We start from the raw sequence: 21,634 nt of genomic DNA, 5'->3' as shown, positions 1-21,634 counted from the left end.
GGAACCGCACCGGCCGGGCGCCGGAGGTCACCGGCAGGTCGGGTTGCAACCCACCCGCACGTCCGGGACATTACCGGCGGGGTAGGGACGATGCTGGGTTACCAAACGAATCCACAGTGGCGCGACATGTCCGACTTCGTGGTGCACTTCACGAAGCCGGGACCGCCCTACCACGACTCCTACCAGAACATGATGAGCATCCTCGGCTCGCGAACGCTCATCCCCGGGGCGGAGGGCTTCGGCATCTCCCGGAAGGAGCCGGCCGTCGCGGAGCGCCACCGCTCGGTGTGCTTCAGCGAGATTCCGCTGGACCAGCTCGGCCGGCTCGTCCAGCGCCGCAGCCTGTACGGCATCGCCTTCAGCAAGAGCTACATCCTGTCCCAGGGCGGCGGGCCCGTCTGGTACGTCCAGTACGGCTCGCCCGCGCACGTCGCGCTGAAGCACCAGGTGCAGCAGGCGCTCGCGGCGAAGGACCCGCAGCGCGAGCCCATCTGGTCCATGACGCCCTTCGTGGACATCCAGGGTGACACCCACAACGCGCCCTACAGCTACCGCTTCGACTGGGAGCGCGAGTGGCGCGTGCCGGGCCTGTTGCGCTTCACGGAGTACGACGTCGCCGCCCTCTTCCTCCCCGAGGAGCTGCACCCCACCGCGCGCGGCTTCTTCGAGTGGGCCGTGAAGGAGAAGGCTGGCCCGGGCTACTTCTGCCCCTGCCTGGACCCGCTGTGGACGGCGGACCAGATTGCCCGCGCGCTGGCGAAGCACGCCGAGGACTCGGCGCGCCTGCGCACCGCGTAGGCATCCCGCGCTACTCGAACAGCGACACCTCGGCCAGCCGGGCGAAGCCCCGGAAGGCCCCATTGTTGTTGTTGGCGAAGTCCACCCCGGTGATGCGCACGTAGCGCACCGGGCCCACGTCCGTCAGGGCCGCCTCACCGAAGTGGGCCTCGTCCCGCTTGTAGAGCGAACCATCGAAGGGGCTGTCCCACCGGGTCGCCTCCTCGAAGCCGAGGTCGCCTCCCACCTGGTTGCCGAGGTTCGAGTCGGACAGCAGGAAGCGCGAGCTGGCCAGCACCGACCACTGCTCGCCATCCAGACTCCCCTCCAGGCGGAAGCCCCCGCCCAAACCGCCGCTCATGCCACGCACCACGGCGTGGCGGAGCACCCGGGCTTCCGGCAGCGTGAGGGTCAGCCATCGACTCTCGCGGGCGGACCACGAGACGGCCACCTGCTCCAGGCGCCCGTCCGTCCACGGGCAGGTGCCCTCCTTGGGCGTGGGGCTGCACGCCACGCCCCGGCTGACTGGACGGAGGTCGCCGGCCGGCAGCGAAAGGGGCGGCGTGCGCCACTCCTGGCGGAACACGAGGTTCGAGTGCTTGGCCCCCAGCGGGTAGAAGTACCAGACGCCCAGTGACATCGCCCGCAGCCGCAATTCGGGGCTGGCGAAGTCCTCCAGCACGTAGGGGCTCGCCGTCCATGGGGAGGTAGCGCCCCACCAGCGGAACGCCATCTGGTCGCCGCTGAAGACCTGGAGCACCACCTCGGGCGTCGTCGGCTTCTGGGGGACCTCCTCGCCCTCCGGCGTGGTGATGGTCAATTCCTCGCCGGTGACGGGGACCTGGGGCACGGGCGGCGCGGGCTCGAAGGACACGACGTGCCCCGCGAGGCCCGGCTCCAGACGCAGCCGCGAGTCCCACGGGCGCAGCGTCGGCAGTTCCACGTCATCCCTGAAGGTGAAGGAGGCGAAGACGCCCGCGCCATCCTCCCGCAGCAGCGACACGCGGAAGCGGTAATCCTGCGTCACCCCGGGGATGGGCGCGTTGGGGTCCGGCGCGTGCACGTCGCCGTAGCGCATCTCCAGGAAGAAATCCCCGGTGGCCTCCGTCGTGGCCGTCCCGTAGGGAGTGAACTGCGGCGGCGCCCAGGGCACGGGCGGCCCGCCGTTGGTGGGCGGCTCCACGATTCTCGCGCGGTCGTAGTGCAGCGTGACGCCCGCCATCGGCGCGCCATCGGGATGCTCGGCACGGCCGTAGGCGAAGATGGGGTCGTCCTGCAGCCGGTCGCACCCGGTGGCGAGCACGGCGAAGAGTCCCAGGGCGTGCAGTGGATGGCGCATCTTCAGTAGCTCCCCTTCAGGCCGAGCAGCGGGACGATGACGGGAATACCCACCGGCTCGCGCCGCAGCTTGCCGGCGCGCCGCGTGTACTCGTAGGCGTACACCTCCTGCTGGAGCGACAGGTTGAGGATGTCGAGGGACGCCTCCAGGGTGAAGTCGTCGGTGGACCAGGACTTCGCGACGCGGGCGTCCACGCGGAAGAAGGGGCGCAGCCGGCCCACCCGGTCCGCGTCCTCGCGCACCCACACGAACTGGTTGCCCTGCATCGATTCCCGCTGCGTCACCGAGGAGATTTCACCGGACTCCGGGCGGCCGGTGTTGAAGTGCAGCACCGTGCCCAGCGTCCAGTTGTTGCGCAGCTTGTAGCTGAGGGCGGCGTTGAAGACGTGCGCCTGCTCGAAGGCGAAGGGCAGGTCCGCCTCGGCCATCTCCCGCACGGACGTGTCGTCGTTGTAGCGGGCGAACTGCTTGCGCCGCTTGCTCTGCAGGAAGCTGTAGGTGACCCAGCCGAACCAGTTGTCGCCCAGCGGGTGACGCGCCATCAGGTCCACGCCGTACGCGTAGCCGCTCGCCGTCGGGTCCCCTCGGAGGATTCCCCGGCGCTGCCGGTTCTCCAGCACCTGCTTCACGTCGAACTCCACCGTGCGCGCCAGCGGGTTGTAGAAGGCGTCCGCGCTCAGCTCCAGCCCCTCTGCGGCCTTCCACTCGGCGCCCACGTCGAACTGCATGCCCTCCTGCAGGCCGTAGCGAAGTCCGGAGACGTCCAGGGCCGGCAGGTGCAGCAGCACCGTGGGCGGCTGGTGGAAGAGGCCGGCGCCCCCCTTGAGGGTGAGCGCCTTCGTGAGGGTGTGGCGCACGCTGAGCCGCGGCTCCACCACGACGTGCTGGATGCCGGGCACCAGGTGGTACGAGTCCACGCGCGCCCCGGGCAGCACCACCCACTTCTCCGACGGCCGCCACGTCACCGCGGCGAACGCGCCGGCGAAGGTGCCCAGCGCGGAGGGCTGCTTCAGCGGGTGTGCCTCGTCCGAGGGCCGCCAGCCCGGGGGCCGCGCGGAGCCGTTGATGGCGGTGGCCACGCGCCGGTGCTCCACGTCGCCGCCCACCTGCACCTCCAGCGCGTCCGACAGGCGCCGCTTCCAGCCCGCGCGGGCGGAGAAGGTGAGCTGGTCCGTCGCGTACTCGCCCGAGTTGACCTGCTCCAGCCCCTGCCCCGGCCGCGGCTCCAGCGTCCGCTGTCCCTGGAGGCCAATCTCGTCCAGGCCCACGGTGAGGCCCAGCTCGCCCTCGCCGCCCGCCAAGGGGTGCGTGCCGCGCAGGTCCACGCGGTGGAAGCGCGAGATGAGGGTGCCGCCCAGGCCACCCTCGTAGTTGCCGGAGTCCTCGCCCGCGGAGTCCGAGCTGCCCAGCGCGAACAGGCGCAGCCGGCCCTCGCCGAGCTTCTGCTCCACGCGGAGCTGGTAGTCCCAGAAGCCGGCGTGGAGGGGGTTCTCCTCCTCGTCGTTGAGGATGGCGTACGCCAGCGGGATGAGCAGCCCGGTGTAGCTGTAGCGGCCGGCCACGGTGACGGAGGTGCCCGTGCTCTCGAACGGGTATTCGATGAAGCCACCGGCGTTGATGAGGTCCGCGTAGACGGTGGCGTGGAGCCGGTCATCGCGGGGCCGCGACAGCCGTCCCTCCACCGCGCCGCCCAGCACGCGCCCGTACTGCACCGGCGGCGAGCCCGGATAGAAGTCGATGGTGTCGATGAAGTCCGGGTGGATGACCGCGGGCCCGAGCAGCAGGTGGTACAGCATGGGGACGCGCACGCCGTCGAGGAAGTACCCGGTGGCCGCGGGCTGGCCGCCGCGCACCACGGGGTAGCCCAGGCCAGAGGCCACGCTGGCCACGCCGGGCATCAGCATGACGACGCGGAACGGGTCGCCCTGCGTGCCGGGCACCTCGCGCAGCTCCTGCTCGTGCAGGGTGATGCGCGTCACCTCGGTGCGCGGCCGGTCGTCGCGCACCACCGTCTCGTAGGGATTCACCACGCCGGGCTGGAGCCGGTAGACGACCTCCAGCGTCTGCCCGGGCACCACCGTCTCCTCGAAGGTGAAGGGCGCGTGGCCCGGGGCGCGCACGAGGATGCGGTGGGTGCCGGCGGGGACCTCCAGGTCGAAGCGGCCCCTGTCGTCCACCAGGGAGGACGGCTCCTGGCTGCCGTCGACGAAGAGGGCGGCGTCCTGCAGGGCGCGGCGCGTGCCCCGGGCGCGCACCTCGCCGCGGATGTGGGCGAGCGAGGTCTGCTGCGCGGCGGGAGGCTCGAAACGGTAGACGTAGTGGATGCGCACTCCCACCGGCTTGCCCTTCAGCAGCGCGGGGGAGAAGCGCAGGCCCGGCGCGGCCTTCAGCGCGGCCTCATCGAGGGGCGCGTAGACGGAAGGCTCCACCACCTTCACCTCGGCGACGGCGCCGTGCTCGTCCACGAGCAGCTCGAGCTTCACCTCGGACGCGGTGCCCAGCAGGCCCTCGGGCCACGCGGCGGGGGCGTCCGCCACCAGCGAGGGGGGCCGCAGCCACACCGCGCCGCCATCCGCGTCCATGCCCAGGCGCGAGGCGTCATCGGACGAGACGGCGGTGCCACCGTCGGAGGCCTGCACGTCCACCTCCACCGCGCGGGGCTCGCTGGTGGCGGTGGGGGGAACCTGGGCCCCTGCGCTCCCCGGCAGGACGGAGAGTGCGAGCACCAGGACTGCGAGGAGGGGGGAAGGCTTCATACGGGTTTCTTGGAGATACGAAGTCACCCGGTTCGGAGGGTTGTGAAACGAGAAACTCTGCCACCACGCCAGGGCGGGCCCTCCGAAGGCCCGGACCTGCATGCGCGAGCGCAACTGTCCAGCCCCCATGGTGGGTGGGGTGCGAGGTGCGCGACATGGCGCGGAGGGCGCAACCCTCCGGGAGCCGGACGCTCAGGGCGCGGCGTGCGCGGGAATCTCCGCCCCGATGTCCGTCGCGGGGTTGGCCGCCACCATGGCCGTGGCCGCCTGGTCCAGGGCCGTCACCAGCGCCTCGAAGCGCGCCGCATGCTCGGCCTGCGCGACCTCCAGGGCGGCCTGCGCGGCCTTCAGCTTCTCCTCCAGCACCCGCCGCTCGGCGTACCAGGTCTCCAGGCTCTTGCCGAGCGCGGCCAGGTCCTCGTTCTGCTTGGCGGTGATGTCCGCCTGGATTTTCGACACCGCGGACTGCTCGGCCGTGAGGTTGATGAAGTGCTTGGCGGCCCCGGCCAGGTTCTGCGCCGCGGGCCCCATGGCCTTGGCCTGGGTGAGCAGCTCCTTGGTGCCCTTGTGCTGGTCGTTGTAGCGCAGCCGCGTGCGCGCCAGGGCCTCCCGGGCGCTCTTCATGGCCTGGTACCGGCTCAGCACCGGGCCGCCAATCTGGTTCAACAGCCAGATGGACACCGACTCGCCCAGCGCCTGCTGCTGCGCGGTGAGGTTGGCGAGCGGCGTCTTCACCAGCGACACCTTCCCCGCGAGCATCAAGTCCCGGAAGCTGTCCGTGCGCAGGAACTTCTCGTCGACGTCGGCCTCGGCGCCCGCGGTGAGCGTCACCTTCTCCGAGTCGTCGGGGAGCTTGATGTCCACCACCGCGTTGCTCTCGTTCTTGACCTTCAGGTTCGCCATGGCGACTCCTCCGTCTCAGCTCGGTCCCGCCGTGCCCTCGCTCCGCGACTGCTCGTACGCGAGGCACCGCTGGTACAGCTCGGGGTAATCCCTCCGAACGACCTCCTCCAGCCGCTCGATGGTCTGCCGGTGCTTCTTCGCGCCCGCGACCAGGTGCGTGTAGCCGACCTCCTCCGCGTTGTCGGGCGCCCCCGTCGGGAAGAGGTACTGGATGTACACGTCGCGGTGGGGCGCGTGCGCCCAGGCGCGCTGGTACTCCGCGCACGCGCACAGCAGGTACTGCTCGACGAGCACGTTGTGGTTCGACAGGTCCTCCACCCGCGCCCATCCCCGCTGGTTGCGCGGGTGGCTCACCACGTCGATGGCCAGGTTCGCGTAGTCCTGGAGGAACGCGACGTCGTTGCCGCCCAGGATGCCGCAGCACGCCGCCATCTGGGACAGCTGCGACTGGTACCAGAGCCACTCCCCCGGCACCTGCCCGCCGTGGGACTCCAGCACCCGGCGGATGCGCTCGGCTTGATACACGCTGTTGCCGGAGACGGGCTCCGGGCTCTGCGCGAAGACGGGCGCGTACTCCACGATGTCCGGCAGCCGCTTCCAGAGGAACACGTCCGCGTCCACGTGGACGAAGGGCTTTTGCTGCGCGCGGTAGGCGTGCAGCTTGCCCAGCGCCCACCAGCGGGAGTCCGCGGCCTCCAGCGCGTCCAGCTCCGTGGAGACCTCGGAGAACTCCAGCCCGAGCTGCTCCACCAGCACGCGGCGGCCCGGCGAGTCCGTGACGAGCGCCACCTCCGGGTAGTGCCTGCGCGCCGTCTGGACGGACAGAATCCACGACAGCCAGTGGGCCCGGTCATACAGCCAGGGAATCCCGCGCCCGCCCCAGTAGGGCTTCGACCAGAAGGACCAGACCGCCCTCATTTGATGAGCCCCGCGCCGATGCCGCTGAAGCCACTGCCGAAGCCGCCGCCGTAGCCGTAGGGGCTGGCCGGGCTGGGCAGCACCCAGAACCACGTCTCGTAGTCCTTGTGGAACGGCAGGCCCTCGGAGGAGGTGCGGCCCAGCCATCTCACGCCGTCACGCTTGAGCGACAGGCGCGCGCGGACGCCCCGCCGCTGCACGGCCGGGAGCAGCGGCTGCGTGCCCTGGAGCCCCGTGCTCTCCAGCCGCCAGAACTCGGCGGGCACCGAGGTGTAGAGCCCCACGCGCTGGCCCTTTAGGTTCGCCTTGACGTCAACAGACCCGCTCTTGAGGGCCGGCTCCTCGGCGCCCGTGTTCTCGAACGAGATGCCGTCCGGGCCGAAGCTCAGCGTGAGCGGATGGGGAGCCGAGGGAGGCATCCCATATCTGCTGACGATGGTGTGACTGTGGCGCGGCTGCACGTATCCGTTCCGGACGTCATGCACGTGGAGCCGGGCGGTGAAGTTCGGGTTGTAGGACCCCGTCCCCGACGGGACGTACATGAGCGCGTGCTCGTAGACCACCAGCGAGAAGTTGGAGCTGTTGCGCCAGTCGAACACGAGCCCCGATGCGATGGTCGAGGGAGAGGTCATCGCGTTGAGCCACTTGGAGCGCAGCACCACCGTCTCATGGGCGGCGAACTGCCGGTTGATGGCCCAGAAGCCCCTCACGAAATTGGCGGTGAAGAGCGGTTGGGAGGTCCCCCGCTGGATGAGCTGCTCCTGGGGACCCTTCTCCCAGCCCCAGCTCGGCCCGGAGCCCTGGCTTCCATAGAGTTCCCACGCATCATCCCGCCGCTGCACCTCGGAGAACTTCGTCAACAGCCAGTTCTGGGAGGACGCCGTGGGCCTCCAGCGCGCGAGGTTCCCTTCCGCGCTGACGGTTCCATGAAGCGTGATGGGCTGATAGCCGACGAGGTCGGTTCCCCACAGCGCCTGGTCCGCCGACGTGAAGGGCAGCGGCAGCTCCAGGGTGAGGGTGCAGTTCGCGTCGGTCGCGTGCCGCAGCCCGAAGCCCTGCGCGGCCGTGAGGATGAGGCCGTCGGCGAGCTGATCCGCCGTGATTTCGGCCCCCTGCGGAATCGGGATGTCCACCCCGCCTCCCGGCCGGTCCAGGAGCACGGTCTGGACGGGCTCCCGCGTGAGCAGCGCCTCGAGCGCCTCCTGGACGGTGGCCTCCCCGATGAAGGAGCGCTCGTCCCCGAAGCGGATGTCATCCGCGTCCAGCTCGCCCAGCCGGGGGTAGCGCTCGTCCAGCCAGGCCTCCAGCACCACCGGCTGCGCCGCCGTCGCGGGCTTGCGCAGCACGGCCAGCGGGACGCAGAACCGCTCGGGCCCGTGCGGCGCGGACTGCCAGGCGCCGTTCGCGTTCTGCGCGCCGCGGCGGGCCTCGTATTGCCAGTACGTCCCCACCTCGAACGTGCCCCGCAGGATGACCGCGAGGCCGTCCTCCAGGCCCACGCGGTTGTGGGGGTCGGCTCCGCCCGCCGCCTGGGTCTGGATGAGGCCGTGCCAGCGCCGCACCTTCTTCACGCGCGAGCCGTCGGCGCCATAGCGCAGGGGGTCGTTCGGCACGACGTCCTGCGTGGGGTTGTTCACCGACACCAGCCGGAAGCGGGCCTGTCCCTGCTCGTCCGAGGACTGGGCCACCAGCTTCGCGAGGACGCCCACCATCCGCCTCGACAAGGTGAGCTTCCCGGCGCCGAGGGAGGCGGGCGCGGCATCCCCCAGGTCGATGACCTCGCTCAGCACCTCCACGAGGTCGCCGTCCCGCAGGTCCGAGCCCAGCGCCATGGTGACGGTGCTGCCGGAAATCTGCGTCACCCCGTAGAGCTCGGCGGCGTTGTCGCGGGACCACTTGAGGACGGCGGTGCCCAGCCCTCCGCCCTCGTGAACCTCCATCCAGTAGAGCCGGTTGTCGCGGCCCGTGTAGCCGCCCGTCATCGGCAGGGCGCAGGGGTCCGCCTCGGGCTCCACCTCCTGCACGTCCACGTCGAGGGTGGCGGTCGCCTGGGGGCCCCCCAGGAAGGCGAAGCGCACGTCCTCCGGCGTCAGGCTTCCGATGGGAGCGAGCTTGACCTGGCCCACCGCCTGGGTCCGCACGGTGGTGTCCTGCCCGCCGCCCAGCGCCTCCTCGCGCACGCCGCGGTCCTCGATATGGGTGATGCCCCGCTCCCAGGCCTCCAGATAAGCCACGAGGCGCGTGTTGGGCGCGAGGCTCTCGAACCACGCGTCGCTGGCCGGGAAGCCGGCGGACGCGGGGAACGACACCCCGGGCCAGGCCTGGTACGCGGGGTTCTCCACCGTCAGCCCGCGCACGTGGTACTGCCCATACGCCGCCCACAGGTAGGGGGCGGGGCCGGAGTTCTCGTTCCCCTCGATGAGGCCCACGCGGAACGCGGGGGTTCCCGCTGGCAGGCGGAGCAGCAGCTCGCCGGACTGGGCACTGCTCGCCGTCAGGTTCACCACGACGCGCGCGAAGCCCTCCGAGGCCGGGATGGAGACGGAGACGAAGCTGGCGTTGCCTCCGGAGACCTCGATGTTCAGCGTCGTCTCGGACCAGGTCCAGAGGACCAGCGAGTACGCTCCGGAGGACAGCTTGCCCTTGAGGGGAACATTCAGCTGCCCGGCCGACGTGGCCGTGTTGCGCACGCACAGCGACGGGAAGCGCCCCAGGTACCGCCGGTCATGGTCCCGGTAGTAGTCGACGCCCTCCTGGGCATGGACGCCGGCCAGGCTGTCGAAGAGGGCGTGGAGCTTTCCCGGCGTGAGGAGGAAGCCCAGGTCCGGGCTGCCCGACTCGCCGCTCAGCCCGGTGACGGTGTCGCGCGCGAGCTGGTCCCCGGCGTCCACCATCGCCGCCAGGTCGCTGTCGAGCAGCAGCCGCCGCTGTTGCAGGAGGACGCGGCGGTAGGACCTGCCTCGCTGGCGGTCCGGGTGGATTCCTCTGGAAAAGTCGCCCTTCATCTCGTCTCCATGACAGTCGTGGCGATGGCGCTCAATCCACGCGAATGACCCCGGTCACCAGACCGGCGGGGGTGAACTCGTCCAGCCGGCGCAGCAGCGCTTCCCGGCGCCGCGCCGTCTGCACCCCCTGGAACACACCGATTTCCGAGCCGTCCGCCGCGCCGGACAGGATGGCCCCGTCGCAGTGCTCGGCCAGCCGCACGTGCGCCGGGTCGTCCCGGCTCACGCTGACGAAGCGCGCCGCCCTCCCCTGCACCACCTGATGGCGCCGGGGCAGGACACAGCCCTCGGGGACGCTGCTGAAGCGGATGCAGCCGCGGAACTGGTCGGTGACCTCGACGACGTCCGTGAACAGCACCTCGCTCGCCTCCAGCTCGCGCACCCGAACGGTGCCCGTCACCGTGGCGCGGTCCGCGAAGAGGCGGCCGTCCGCCGCGTGAATCGCCACCGGGCGCGGGAGCACGCCGGCTCCGGCGTCCACCACGGAGTCCACGAGGATGAGGTCCACCACGCCCACCAGGTGCACGCCCGCGAGGATGGAGCGAATCACCGTCACCCGGGCGAACTGCTCCCCGGGCGCGGAGAAGCGCAGTGTCGCGCCCGCGTCCGCCACCGAGCAGTACTGCACGTCCACCCGGTACGCGCGCGGCAGCTTCACGTCCGGCCCCGAGAAGACGAGGCCCCGCAGGGTGAGCACGTCATAGGGAGGGCCGCCGACAATCGTCCCGGAGGCGTCGGTGGGCGCCGGTCCGCCCCCCGTCCCGCTCTGCGCGGACCACCCGCTCACGCGCAGGACGGGCCGGTAGCGCTCCGCGGCCTGCAACGTCAGTTGCTTCACGCCGGCGGGCCACACGGGCGCCTCGTCCGGGTAGGTGGCGCTGTCCTGGAACTCGATGACCTCCTTCTCGGCCGGGGCGATGGCGATGGCGGCCAGCGCCTCGGTCAGGCTCCGGTAGCAGGGCACGAGCCCCAGCGAGGTGGGCGCGCCCCGGCGCAGCGTCCCACCGCGGGACACGATGCGGGTGGGCGTCTCCTGCAGGAGGTTGAGCTCGGGCTCGCGCGTGGTCGCCCGCGCGCCCACGTGGGCGGTGTAGCCCTCCTGGTAGTCCACGGTGACGTTGGGAGGCCGGGGCGCGCCGCGAGGCCCGAGCGGCATCAACTGCGGCGCGTCGCTGTTCGCGAAGGCGAAGAGGCCGTGTCCCACGTCCACGTCGAGGAAGCCCGTCCGCGTCCCCGCGTGCTTGAGGCCCGCCGCGGCCTCGCGGCTCCACTGGCACAGCGAGCGCCAGCGCACCCGCCGCCGCAGGTGCATGACGGGCCGGGAGAGCGGCGCCACGCCGCGGTAGCAGGGCTGGCCAGGAGGGCCGGACGTCGCCATGCGCGCGTTGCCTCCCGCCTCCCACCAGGTCGACCCATCCACCGCCACGGCCACCGCGTCGCTCATCGCGGTGTACGGGGCCTGCGTCTTCCAGGTGACCGGGCCCCCGCCGGAGACCGTCGTCAGCTCGGGCAGGTGGATGAGCAGCGCCTCCCCTTCCCGGTTCGTCCACGCCACCTCGCAGGGCGGCAGGATGACGCCGGCGGCGCTGGCCTCCAGCCGCACCGCGAGACGGAGACGGGGAGGACGGTCGCCATCGCGCCACGCGGCCAGCGCGGCCAGGCGCGCGTCCGACGCGGTGCCCACGTCCGCGCCGTCGTCATCGAGCGCGCGCCAGCTCGCGCTCGCCGCCTCCGGCCCCGTCCACCGCAGCCGCACCATGGGCCGGTAGCGCACCACCCCGGCGTCGACGAAGCCCGCCGAGAACACCATGGAGACCTCGGTGGTGTTGGCCACCCCCTGGGTGACGCCAGCGGCCTCACGCAGCGCGCGGCCCCCGTGCAGGATGACGGGGCCGCTGCCCTGCGACGGCGGCAACCAGTCCGTCAGGTCCACCTCCGCGGTCAGCGGCAGCGGCGGCCACACGGGCCCGGGGCCCACGTGCGTCACCGCGTTCGAGTCCAGCCGCGGCCCGTCGCTGGTGGAGACGAGCGGCACATTCACGGGGCCCTGCGGCTGCGTCTGCGCCTGCACGACGCTGCCATCCGCGCCCACGTACAGCCACCGCTCCCCCATCACCCAGCCCGCGGGCAGCTTCACCACCAGCGCGCCGCGCAGGAAGCCGGACCGCTGCATCCCGAGCACGGGGTGGGCCCGCCGCGCCTCCTCGGTGCCGCCCGTGAGGAGGACGGTGGCCCCCGGGAAGTAGGCGCCCGGCGAGCCCACGGGCTTGAGCCGCAGCATGACGACGGCCCCCGGCACGAGCGCCGGAGGCGACCCGCCCGGAATGGGGTGGGCGGGCCCGCTCGCGTGAAGCTGGACCACCGCGCGCACGCTCGCGCCCGCCGTGTCGGGGAGCAGCGCGCCGGTGAGTGGCACCGAGCACAGCGCCAGCTCCACGGGCGTCGTCAGGCGCTGCGTCTCGTGCTCGAGCACCTGGAGGGTGGCCGCGCCGTCCGCCACCGCGGGGTGCGCCAGGAGCGTCTGGGGCTCACGGACGTCCGTCGAGGGCTCGGCGACTCCGGCCAGCAGCCCGGCGACGCGGATGGCGAAGCGCCCCTCCTTGCCGAACCAGTCACCGGGCGCGGCGTCGAAGTGCATGGGGGGCACGCGGTCGGTGGGGATGTCGTCCCGCGTGCTCGCGCGCCGCACGCGCAGCGCCTGCGAGCGCCCCAGCGGATGGACGGCATAGCGCCAGTCCGGGTCCATCCCGCCGGGGTTGTTGGAGGCGGTGGGGTCGCCATGGTCGCCGACATAGGCGGCGGTGCCCCGCTCCACGGGGAACATGCGCGTCGGGTGGAGCCAGTGGGTGACGTGGCGCGGGTGGTAGCGGCCCGTCGTCCACGACACGGCGCGCACGTCCACCGCGTGGTGCGTGGCGTCCAGCGGGCCCGTGGACGTCTCCGACAGGAGCGGCGAGCGGACGTCCGGGAGGACGCGCTCCGGGCGCAGCAGGTCCAGGTCCTGTGTCACCGCCACGTGCTTCCACCCCTCCATGAGGACGACGAGCTGCTCGGCGAGTTCCTCGGCCATCTCCTGGAGCATGGCCGGCGTGCCCTTGCGCCGGCGCCACGCCACGGTGCCGCGCACGTCCCGGCGGTTGGCGTCCGCGTTGGGGAACAGGAGCCTCGTCCCCACCATGTCCGCCAGCAGCGACAGCGCCTCGTCGCTCGCCGTGTCGATGAAGAGGTCGACGTGCAGCTCCTCGATGTTCTGCCGGACGACGGCCAGGGGCCCGGCCAGCACCTCCAGGAAGCGGCGCAGCTCCTCGCGCCCGCGCGGGGGCTCGTCCTGCACGCGGTACAGCGCGGGCAGCAGCGCGTAGAGGCGCTGGGCAATCAGCGCGCGCGTGCTCTCGTCATAGGGCCAGCGCTCAGACGCCATGGCTGCCTCCCGAGGGCGGCGTGAAGTAGAGGTGGTTGGCCGTCATGCGCAGCCACTGGTGCGAGTTGACACGCAGCACGTCGTGCACGGCGAGCAGGCCCGGCGCGCCGAAGGCGAAGTGGGTGATTTGACAGAACTGCACCCCGGGCACCGCCTGGAGGCGCGCATAGACCTCGCTCAGCGACGCCGCCTGTCCCAGCCAGCGCACCTCCGGCGTGAAGAACCCCGGCGTCGCGCCGGCCTCCCGCCCCATGAGCGCGGCGCGAATCGCCTCCTCGACGTTGCGGCGCAGGAAGGCCGGGTCCGTCTCCAGGTACAGGCCCAGGTGCACGTCCAGCGGCATGGGGTCGATGATGCGCAGGGGCACCGTGGTGTCCCGCCGCGCCGCCAGGAACGACGCCAGCCCCGTCTTGTCGGCGATGCCCTCCCCGTCCGCGGTGGCCACCACCAGCTCCACCACCGCGTCGCGCTGGCGCGCGGACGCGCGGGCCACGCCGGGATAGAGCATGGCCAGGTCCGCATGGTCCTGCACGGACACCGCCCGGTCGAAGGTGCGGATGTGGCGCGTGGCCTGCTCGCGGATGGACTCCGGGCTGGACGGAGGGGTACCGCCGGCCACGGGCACCGGGTTGACGGCGCGAGCGACGAGCGGATGCGCCTTCACCACCCGCGTGACGCGCCCGGCGGGCACGTTGCCGTCGCGGCCGAGCCCCACGCGGTAGGTGGCGTGGATGTGCTTCTTGTCCGCGGGAGGAATGGCGCCTCGGACACCGTCGCCGAAGAGCACGGACGTCACCTGGTCCTGGTCGCGCTCCAGGCGGTAGTGCCGGTCCTCGGGGCCGCTCGCGCCGAAGTCATCCACGCGCGTCCAGGCCACGCCGTGCACGCGCACCTCCAGGTCCGGCTCCCCGCCACCGGGCCCCGGTCGGTGCCCCAGCGGCCCGTCCTTGAGCGTGAAGCGCAGGAACGGGGTGATGCCGTCCGAGCCGCCCAGCACCTGCTCCACCGTCTTGCCGTGCACGATGGGCACGATGTTGCCCAGCACCTTGAGGTCGCCTTGCCGCCAGCGGTGGCCGCGGACGGTGGGCGACGTCCTCGCCTGCCAGGTGACGGTGGTGACGGGGTTGGAGGCGTCCTCGGCCGGCAGGTTGACGGAGACCAGCTCCACCACCTGCACCACCGAGCCATCCAGCGTGCTCAGCGCCACGAGCATGCCCGGCGCCAGCCCCGCCAGCCGTCCCACCAGGGACAGCTCCGCGCCCTCCAGCACCTCGACCTCGCTGGGGACCCGGTCCACGAGCGGGACGCGGGTGCGCCAGCCCGTGAGCCACCGTCCCTGGATGCGCTGCTCCGAGCGAGGCCGGTGCGTCCCGTCCGCGCCCTGGACGCGCAGCCGCGTCACGCTGCCCGACAGCCATACCTCGCGGACCACCGTCTCGGTGACGGGCGTCACCGTCTGGACGCCCCCGGCGCCCGGCGTGGTCTTCACGCCATTGACCTGCGTGTCGGCGTAGGCCTTGAAGAAGGTGACCGTGACGTCCTTCTGGGAGCCGGGCTCGAAGCGCGCGACGTAGGGAGCGTCGTTCCCCCCCGGGAACAGCAGGAAGTCACCGGCGACGGACTCCTCGAGGGGGCGCGACAGGTACCAGTCCGCGGGCTGGTGCGTCGTCCCCGCCACCACGTAGCCGTACTGCGGCTCGCTGGGAGGACTCTGCGGCTTCGTGTAGGCGCCGGCCGGAAGGATGCTGTCGGGCGGGAAGGTCACCGGGGACGCGTCCCAGCCGAAGAGGCGCAGCTCCCGCGCGGGCCCGGCCAGCACTTGATACCCGCTGAGCGGGTGAGCCGGGTCGAACGCGGGCAGCGCGGGCTCGCTCGTGCCAATGCCTCCGGCCAGCGTGACGGTGGTCTGGTCCGCGTCGCGGTCCTCCTCGACGGCCACCACATCCAGCGCCCTCCAGCCCTTGGGGCCGACGAAGGCCATGGGCTCGCCGCGCCGGAGCCCGTGCCCGGTGCCGCGCAGGGTGAGCACCGTGTCGTTGGCCTGGAGCGAGGCGGGAGCATTGGCACCGGAGACCTGGATTTCGTTCCACGCCGCGTCCACGACGCGGCTCTCGGTGGTCTCGAAGTCCTGGGCCTTCGTCTCGCCCACCGGGGTGCTGGCGAGCCGCAGGTCCTTCTGCACCGTGCCGGACAAGCCGGGGCCGAGGGTGAGGTGCACGAAGCCCGTGGCGGACAGGCCCGGGTCGGGCTCGTAGGACAGCCGCCGCGCGTGCTTGACGAGGCTGCGCGGCGTGCGGGCCGTGCGCAGGAACACCTCGCCCGCGTAGAAGTTCTGGTAGGCCGCGAGCACGTGGCCCACCAGCGCGCTCAAGTCGTAGGAGGTGGCGGTGAAGTCGCCCTCTCCTCCCGGGGGCACCTGCTCGGCCAGGGCGCGCTGGAGCTCCAGCAGGTCCGCGTACGCCAGCGGCAGGTACGTGAGCTGGCCGCCGGGCGAGAAGAGCTCGCGCTTCGTCGGGTCGGCCGGATAGGGGCGAGGTGGGCGGCTCATGCTCCCTCACTGGGTGGAACGTCGATGGCGTACTTGTAGGCGGGGCTCTCCAGCAGGCTGTCCAGCCCCTCCACCCGGACGACGAGGCGGCCGTTCTCCGGATAGGACGGGTCCGCGTCCAGCCGGGCCACCTCGGTGGTGTCCAGCCGGATGCGCGCCGCGACCTTGGGCGCATGCGCCGAGCGCAGCGGGCGGAAGGTGAAGGCCTTCACCGACCGGACTCCCGGAAGGCTCTGCACGTGGGCCAGCACCTCGCCCAGCTCCACGGCCTCGGCGAAGCTCAGGTGGTCGGGGTGGAAGTAGCCGGGGCGCTCGCGCGTACCGGGGCGCAGGGCGGCGTAGACGCGCTCCCTCACCTCGTGGCGTGGCCAGCCGGGCTCGGCGCAGATGGCCAGCTCGATGTCGAGCGGCACGTAGATGGGCGCGGCCACCCGCAGCTCGCGGCCCACCATGCGCAGGCCGTCCAGCCGCTCGAACACGGCCTGCTCCAGCGCCGGGTCCAGCTCCTCCTGCCCCTCGGGGTCGATGAGGAGCAGCAGCGTGTTGAAGCTGCCGCCGATGACGCGCACCGTGGCCCGCGCGACGCCCCGCACCTGCTCGGCCACGGCCGCGTAGTCGCGCAGCGTCACCGCGCGCTGAGGCTCGCCCCGGCGCAGCGAGGCGGGAATGGCCTGCCGGGCGGCGTCGAGCGACTCGGGCTCGCGCCCCCCGCTGCCGGGCACCACGTTGGTGGCCCGCACCGAGCCCAGCGAGCCGAAGTCGATGCCCTCGTCGCTGGTCGGGTCCTCGGGCGGGACGACGCGCGTCAGCGTCCCCGGCGCGCAGTTGCCCGCGATGGGCTCGCCAATCCGGTAGCGCAGGACGATGCGGGGCGTGTTGTTGACGGGGTCCACGCGCACCTCGTGGCCCCGCACGCCGTCGCCGAAGTGGAGCCACACGCTCCCATCCTCGGAGGTGGTGGCCACGTAGTGCCGGTCATACGAGCGGGAGCCGTGGAGGTGCTCCTGCGCGTACCAGGGACGGTCGTCGATGGTGACGTCCATCGCAAGCGTGCGCTGGCCCTCCGCGTCCTCGTCGAAGAGGACCGGTCCCTCCGGCACGCGGAGCGCCCGCAGCAGCCGCACGGGGTCCTCTCCCCGCGTCACCGTCGTCACCGTGCTGCCCTGCTCGTCCAGGCGCATCACCACGTCGTGGCGGCGGGGCGTGCTGGTGGGGTTCAGCCAGGCGACGCGGTGCTCGCCGTGCACGGCCTCCGCCAGGTTCCCGTGGATGCGCAGGCGCCGGGCCTCGAACTCGGCGGCGTCGAGGGGCTGTTCGAACTCCCAGGGATACAGGTCGCGCTCCAGCCGGTCCGCGGCGCCCCAGGCAATCTCGGTGACCTGCTTCTCCGCGGGAAGGAGCGGGTCGTTCGGGTCGTCCACCCAGCCCGGCTGCGTCTTCTCGGTGACCTCGGTCAGCGTGACGAGCTGGTGGAACGGGCCCTGGACGAAGGCGATGCGCTGGCCCACGCGCAGCTTGTAGCCGTGGCCCCAGAGGAGCATGCGCGTCTCCCCGGCGGGGATTCGCGCGGTGAGCGCGCCGGGCCAGGCCGCGGGCACCAGCAGGTTGCACTCGGGCTCCACCCGGGTGCGCGCGCGCACGGAGAAGGCCACCGGCGCCTCGCCCGGCCGCTCCTCCATGCGCACCCGGAGCCGGGCGGGCACGTGGCCGGAGGACGAGACCTGGAAGGCCAGGACGGTGGTGGCGGCGACGCCGTCGAACAGCGCGTACCCGAGCAGCACGCCATGCTGCCAGACCGAGTAGCGCTGGGTGGCCGTCTCCAGGAACCCCTCGTTGGCCACGCGGTCCTGGTAGTAGCTCAGCATGTCGCCGTGGTGGGCGAGCAGGTCCACCAGCACGCGCTCGAACGAGGCCGGCGACAGGTCGGCCCAGTGCGGGTTGGTGACGCGGATGCGGTCGGCCAGCAGCGTGAGGAAGCCGGTGTAGTCCTTGGTGACGAGGTCGATGACCGGCGCTGGCGCGACGGGGAGGGCCACCTGGCCGCTCGGAGGCCGGCAGTCGCCCGTCTCGCACTCCATCAGGAACACGAAGTCCGCCGAGGCGAAGAACGGGTGCAGCGACCACGTGCCGCCGCTCAGCAGGCTGACGGTGTAGACGGAGTGGTCGCCAATCACCTCGAAGGTGATGGTGACTTGCGGCAGCCGGTTCCCCGAGCCGTCCACGGGGAACGTCACCGCGTAGCGCGGGTCACGGACGCGATGGCCGCCGGAGACCCGCACGTGGTGCGACGCGAGCCCCGTGGCCGGCTTCTCCAGGTGCACCGTCAGCGTCGCCCCCCGGGGCGAGCCGTCCCCGGGGAGCGGGTCCAACGCCAGGCTCAGGTGATGGATGCCCTGCCAGTCCGCCCCTTCGAGCCGGGCGCCGCGCCAGTCGAGATAGGGCTTCACAGGCGGATCTCCAGGTTGCGAGCCACCCGCTCGGTGCGGCGCCGGTAGGACAGGAACAGGTACAGCTCGCCGTGCGGCGCGGGGCCGGCCTCGATGTCCAGGTCCTCGATTTCGATTTCGTCGCCCAAATCCCTGCGCAGGCCCTGGATGATGCGGAAGCGCAGCGCGCCCAGCAGCAGCGCGTCCATGCCCTCGAAGAGCGTGCGGCTCAGGCCCACGCCGAAGTCGGGGTTGTTGACGCGCTCGCCCGGCGAGGTGAACAGCACGGCCAGCACCTTGTCGCGCAGGTGCTGCTCCGCATCGTCGGTGACCGCGACGCCGCCCTGACGGCCGAGGCGGAAGGGCTGATAGAAGAACCGGTCGGGCATTCTCGCTCCTCCTCGCTCAGCTCACGGGCGCCGGGGGCATCGGGGGTGGGAAGACGACCATCGTGGACACCGCCGCGGTCATGCAGGCCGCCGCCATCCGCTGGGCGCGCGCGCTGACCGGCAGGTCCAGGTCCGCGAACACCGCGCCGAACTCCATGCTCATGACCGAGGCCGCCACCGGAAAGGACGCGACGCCGGCGCCGAAGAGCTGACCGGCCATGTACGAAGCCACCGCGAGCCCGAGCTGCTGGCCCGCCACCTGCGCATTCCTCGCCTGCAGCGCCGCCGCCGCCGCGGACATGAGCTGGGAGCGCCGGACGGAGGCGGTGGAGCATGGGAAGCCCGCCGCCATCGCCATGCCGAACCACGAGGCGACGGCACCGGCGAAGCGGTCCCCGGACTGCATGGCCGAGTCCGGCAGCGAGCCGCCCTCGGTGGCGAGCCACTGCTGTTCCAGCGCGCTGGCGAGCGTCGACGGGGAGAGCGGCATGGTTCACTCGGTGGAGCTGAGCTCCGACAGGTGGTTGGAGCCCAGCGGCTGCGTCGGCGGGCCGGAGGGGCCCACGCCCGTCGGGTGCGTGTGCTGGTTGAAGAGCTGCTTGAAGGCGTTGCCCAGCACCAGCGGCTCCGAGGCGTCGGACCCCAGCTTGATGCGCTCCGCCTTGATGATGACCTCTCCGTTCTGGGTGAGGCGCACCTCGGTCTTGTCGTTGCCGTTGGCGAGGATGGCGAGCTCGCCGTCGTCATCCAGGAAGATGCGGTGCCCGGCGCGCGTGCGCAGCAGCAGCTTCCCCGGTCCGGCCGGTTCGCCCTCGTGCGTGGGCACCTCGGTGCCGGTCTCCTTGCCCAGGTCGTCCTGCCCGCCCGTGCTCGCCGGGGCCCCCCAGAACGTGCCCGTCCAGATGGGCCGGCTCGGGTCGCCTCCCGCGAACTCCATCCAGATGGTGTCACCCACCTCCGGAACCACGAACAGGCCGCGGTCCTTGCCGCCGCCGAACACGGCGCACGGCAGGGCCCAGCCGCTCTGCACCTGCTCGCCCAGCACCGCGGGGACCCGGGCGCGCACGCGGCCGAGCTGCCGGGGGTCGTTGTTGTCCGTCACCACGGCCTCGTACTTGCCGTAGAACCGGCTGAAGACCCGCTCCTCCATCACCCGGTGAAGCTCCTCGAGCGTCATTGCGCCTGCACCTCCTCCGCGACCTGACCGAAGTCCTCGCTGCCGCTCGGGTCCAGCGCGTTGCGCTCGGCGACGAACGTCTGCGTGAGCGCCCCCTCGTCCATGACGGTCCGCACGGAGCGCGCGTACCAGGAGCCCGCGAGCCTGCGGCCCACGCCCTTGATGAGCACCGGCCTGCGCGCGCGCAGCAGGCCCCGGTAGAGCGCCGGGTCCAGCTCTCCGCGCGCCTGCAGGATGAAGCCCGCCGCGTCGTTGGCGGACACGCCCTCCTGGGAGATGGCCGTGTCCGCGGGCACCGGGTCCCTCAACAGGGTGCGCAGCACGTCCGCGCCCGCGCCGCCCAGCCCGCTCTCCACGGCGGCGATGGCGGCCTCCGAGCCCATGGGGGACGCGGCGCCGCGGGTGCCCGTGCGGACCAGCCGCTTGGTGAGGGGGTCGATGGCCGCGCCCACCGCGCCCACCGGGCCCGTCATGGTGTGCTGGAAGTCGATCCACTTGAGATTCGCGCCCTCGCGCAGAATCGTGAGGTCCGCCTGGGGCGGGTCCGTGAGGGCGCGCGGGCGGAAGTAGGCGACGACCTCGCCCGCGTTGTTGGCGTCGGGCTCGAAGTAGCAGCAGAAGCCGTTGCGCCGCGCCAGCCTGCGCAGGAAGCGCCAGTCGGACTCGCGCTGGGTGAGGAGCTGGCCCTCCAGCTGGTGTCGCGCCGGGGTATCGGCCACCTCGCCGCGCAGGCCGTAGCGGTCGAACACGGCGGTGGCGGCCTCCGCGTCGGTGACGTCCTCGTAGGTGGCCACGCGCTCGCCCGCGTCGAGCAGGGCCACCGCGTCCATGGCCAGCACTTCCACGTAGCAGTTGGCCTCGATGCCCTCGAAGTGCGGGCGCAGGTGGGTGACGAAGCCCTCCAGCATCCGCGTCGTCAGGCCGCCGGGCGCGGCCAGGTCCACCGCCACGCGGGTGCCCGGCTGGAAGAAGTCGCCGTCGAGCGGGAAGATTTCGCCGCTCGCCTCCTGGGCGACGCGGAAGCGGAGGATGGCCACCGTCGGCCCGTCGTCGCTCTCGCGCACCTCCACCCGCGACAGGCGTGCGAGCACGCCGCCGTCCAGCGGGGAGCCATCGAGGGCGATGTTGACCTTGCTTTCCGGCACGCCGGGCGCCTCCTGGGGGACGGAGAGGGGTTCAGTCGTTCGGTGGAATCAGCACGGGCACGCCGGGCACCACCACGTCGAAGGGGTCCAGGTGCTCGGAGGCATCGCAGATGCGCCAGAACTTGAGCGGGTCGCGGTAGTAGCGGTGCGCCAGGTGGTCCAGCCGCTCGCCCTCCACGGGCGTGGCGTAGAAGAAGCCACCCGGGGACGGCGTCTCCCGCAGCTCCAGCAGGTGGCGCTCCTGCCCGTCCGGCCCCTCCAGCTCGAAGACGGGCACCTTCGCGTAGCGGGACTTCTTGTCAATCATCGCCCACCTCCCGTCAGGTCGGGGATGCGCGTGCCCTGGGACGCGGCCGTGTCATAGAAGCGCCGGGCCAGCCTGCGGCGCTGGCGGTGGCCGAAGTCGAGCGCGTCGCTGAAGGCCTGGCTGTCGCGCGCGTCCGCCTCCGAGGCGACCTCCAGGCTGACGTTGACCTCGGCGCGCACCGGGTTGAGCTGCGGGTTGTGCAGCGTCTCATTGATGGCCATGGCGGTGACCTTGACGGGGAACACCCGCTCCACGCCCCACACGAGCAGCACCGTCGGCCGCGGCCCGCGAGGCGCCACGGGCTCGCTGCCGTCCGAGTTGTCGTTGGTGTCCGACGGCGCCGGGTAGAGCAGCTCCTCCAGGGCGCACAGCTCCGGGAGGATGCCCAGCGCGTCCGCCTCCGCGTCGCTCTGCTGGCCCGCGCGCCCGCGCGCCTCCTCGCGGTCCGCGAAGTCCATGCGGAGGTTGAGCTGGAAGGACTCCTTCAGCCGGCCCCCCGCCGCGTCCCCCACCTGCTGCTGCC

At 72.2% G+C, this 21,634-nt stretch carries 14 protein-coding genes and 1 pseudogene; 1 reads left to right on the top strand and 14 read right to left on the bottom strand.

Going from position 1 to position 21,634, the window contains the following annotated elements; translation table 11 throughout:
* The first annotated feature begins 126 nt into the window (after positions 1–126).
* Positions 127–798 (top strand): abortive infection system antitoxin AbiGi family protein, encoded by a 672-nt coding sequence (locus tag HG543_RS11235; protein ID WP_246356920.1) that lies wholly within the window; start codon positions 127–129, stop codon positions 796–798.
* Between the two features lie 10 nt (positions 799–808).
* Here HG543_RS11235 and HG543_RS11230 read toward each other — a convergent pair whose 3' ends face one another.
* From HG543_RS11230 to HG543_RS11165, 14 genes and pseudogenes are all read right to left on the bottom strand, one after another.
* Positions 809–2,116, bottom strand: coding sequence for a hypothetical protein (locus HG543_RS11230; protein WP_169344716.1), 1,308 nt, complete (start codon positions 2,114–2,116; stop codon positions 809–811).
* 2 nt (positions 2,117–2,118) lie between these two features.
* Positions 2,119–4,872, bottom strand: coding sequence for a TonB-dependent receptor domain-containing protein (locus HG543_RS11225; RefSeq protein WP_169344715.1), 2,754 nt, complete (start codon positions 4,870–4,872; stop codon positions 2,119–2,121).
* Between the two features lie 192 nt (positions 4,873–5,064).
* Complete coding sequence (locus tag HG543_RS11220; RefSeq protein ID WP_169344714.1) at positions 5,065–5,775, bottom strand: hypothetical protein; 711 nt, start codon at positions 5,773–5,775, stop codon at positions 5,065–5,067.
* Positions 5,776–5,790: 15 nt separating this feature from the next.
* On the bottom strand, positions 5,791–6,693 hold the full coding sequence (locus HG543_RS11215) for a DUF6734 family protein (protein WP_169344713.1): 903 nt from the start codon (positions 6,691–6,693) through the stop codon (positions 5,791–5,793).
* On the bottom strand, positions 6,690–9,698 hold the full coding sequence (locus HG543_RS11210; protein WP_169344712.1) for a DUF6519 domain-containing protein: 3,009 nt from the start codon (positions 9,696–9,698) through the stop codon (positions 6,690–6,692). The genes HG543_RS11215 and HG543_RS11210 overlap by 4 nt, the downstream gene beginning before the upstream one ends.
* Before the next feature lie 31 nt (positions 9,699–9,729).
* Positions 9,730–13,119, bottom strand: coding sequence for a hypothetical protein (locus HG543_RS11205; protein ID WP_169344711.1), 3,390 nt, complete (start codon positions 13,117–13,119; stop codon positions 9,730–9,732).
* Positions 13,109–15,667 (bottom strand): baseplate J/gp47 family protein, encoded by a 2,559-nt coding sequence (locus HG543_RS11200; RefSeq protein WP_169344710.1) that lies wholly within the window; start codon positions 15,665–15,667, stop codon positions 13,109–13,111. The genes HG543_RS11205 and HG543_RS11200 overlap by 11 nt, the downstream gene beginning before the upstream one ends.
* Positions 15,664–18,114, bottom strand: coding sequence for a baseplate J/gp47 family protein (locus HG543_RS56765; protein ID WP_169344709.1), 2,451 nt, complete (start codon positions 18,112–18,114; stop codon positions 15,664–15,666). Before HG543_RS56765 ends, HG543_RS11200 begins: the two co-directional genes overlap by 4 nt.
* On the bottom strand, positions 18,111–18,482 hold the full coding sequence (locus HG543_RS11190; protein WP_169344708.1) for a GPW/gp25 family protein: 372 nt from the start codon (positions 18,480–18,482) through the stop codon (positions 18,111–18,113). The genes HG543_RS56765 and HG543_RS11190 overlap by 4 nt, the downstream gene beginning before the upstream one ends.
* Before the next feature lie 16 nt (positions 18,483–18,498).
* Positions 18,499–18,972 carry a hypothetical protein gene (locus HG543_RS11185; RefSeq protein ID WP_169344707.1) on the bottom strand — a complete coding sequence of 158 codons (474 nt, stop codon included), beginning with the start codon at positions 18,970–18,972 and terminating at the stop codon, positions 18,499–18,501.
* A 3-nt stretch (positions 18,973–18,975) separates the two neighbouring features.
* On the bottom strand, positions 18,976–19,659 hold the full coding sequence (locus HG543_RS11180) for a phage baseplate assembly protein V (RefSeq protein ID WP_169344706.1): 684 nt from the start codon (positions 19,657–19,659) through the stop codon (positions 18,976–18,978).
* On the bottom strand, positions 19,656–20,804 hold the full coding sequence (locus HG543_RS11175; protein WP_169344705.1) for a contractile injection system protein, VgrG/Pvc8 family: 1,149 nt from the start codon (positions 20,802–20,804) through the stop codon (positions 19,656–19,658). The genes HG543_RS11180 and HG543_RS11175 overlap by 4 nt, the downstream gene beginning before the upstream one ends.
* Before the next feature lie 31 nt (positions 20,805–20,835).
* Positions 20,836–21,111 carry a LysM domain-containing protein gene (locus HG543_RS11170; RefSeq protein ID WP_169344704.1) on the bottom strand — a complete coding sequence of 92 codons (276 nt, stop codon included), beginning with the start codon at positions 21,109–21,111 and terminating at the stop codon, positions 20,836–20,838.
* Positions 21,108–21,634: pseudogene (locus HG543_RS11165) on the bottom strand (hypothetical protein); the annotation flags it as partial. The pseudogene HG543_RS11165 and the gene HG543_RS11170, both read right to left, overlap by 4 nt.

Source organism: Pyxidicoccus fallax, assembly GCF_012933655.1.
In the GTDB taxonomy this organism is placed as follows: domain Bacteria; phylum Myxococcota; class Myxococcia; order Myxococcales; family Myxococcaceae; genus Myxococcus; species Myxococcus fallax.
This window is presented reverse-complemented; position numbering and strand designations above follow the sequence as displayed.

Excerpts from the sequence above, each read along its gene's own strand:
- HG543_RS11235 (WP_246356920.1), top strand. The coding sequence starts at position 127 with ATGTCCGACTTCGTGGTGCACTTCACGAAGCCGGGACCGCCCTACCAC.
- HG543_RS11230 (WP_169344716.1), bottom strand. The coding sequence starts at position 2,116 with ATGCGCCATCCACTGCACGCCCTGGGACTCTTCGCCGTGCTCGCCACC.
- HG543_RS11225 (WP_169344715.1), bottom strand. The coding sequence starts at position 4,872 with ATGAAGCCTTCCCCCCTCCTCGCAGTCCTGGTGCTCGCACTCTCCGTC.
- HG543_RS11220 (WP_169344714.1), bottom strand. The coding sequence starts at position 5,775 with ATGGCGAACCTGAAGGTCAAGAACGAGAGCAACGCGGTGGTGGACATC.
- HG543_RS11215 (WP_169344713.1), bottom strand. The coding sequence starts at position 6,693 with ATGAGGGCGGTCTGGTCCTTCTGGTCGAAGCCCTACTGGGGCGGGCGC.
- HG543_RS11210 (WP_169344712.1), bottom strand. The coding sequence starts at position 9,698 with ATGAAGGGCGACTTTTCCAGAGGAATCCACCCGGACCGCCAGCGAGGC.
- HG543_RS11205 (WP_169344711.1), bottom strand. The coding sequence starts at position 13,119 with ATGGCGTCTGAGCGCTGGCCCTATGACGAGAGCACGCGCGCGCTGATT.
- HG543_RS11200 (WP_169344710.1), bottom strand. The coding sequence starts at position 15,667 with ATGAGCCGCCCACCTCGCCCCTATCCGGCCGACCCGACGAAGCGCGAG.
- HG543_RS11190 (WP_169344708.1), bottom strand. The coding sequence starts at position 18,482 with ATGCCCGACCGGTTCTTCTATCAGCCCTTCCGCCTCGGCCGTCAGGGC.
- HG543_RS11185 (WP_169344707.1), bottom strand. The coding sequence starts at position 18,972 with ATGCCGCTCTCCCCGTCGACGCTCGCCAGCGCGCTGGAACAGCAGTGG.
- HG543_RS11180 (WP_169344706.1), bottom strand. The coding sequence starts at position 19,659 with ATGACGCTCGAGGAGCTTCACCGGGTGATGGAGGAGCGGGTCTTCAGC.
- HG543_RS11170 (WP_169344704.1), bottom strand. The coding sequence starts at position 21,111 with ATGATTGACAAGAAGTCCCGCTACGCGAAGGTGCCCGTCTTCGAGCTG.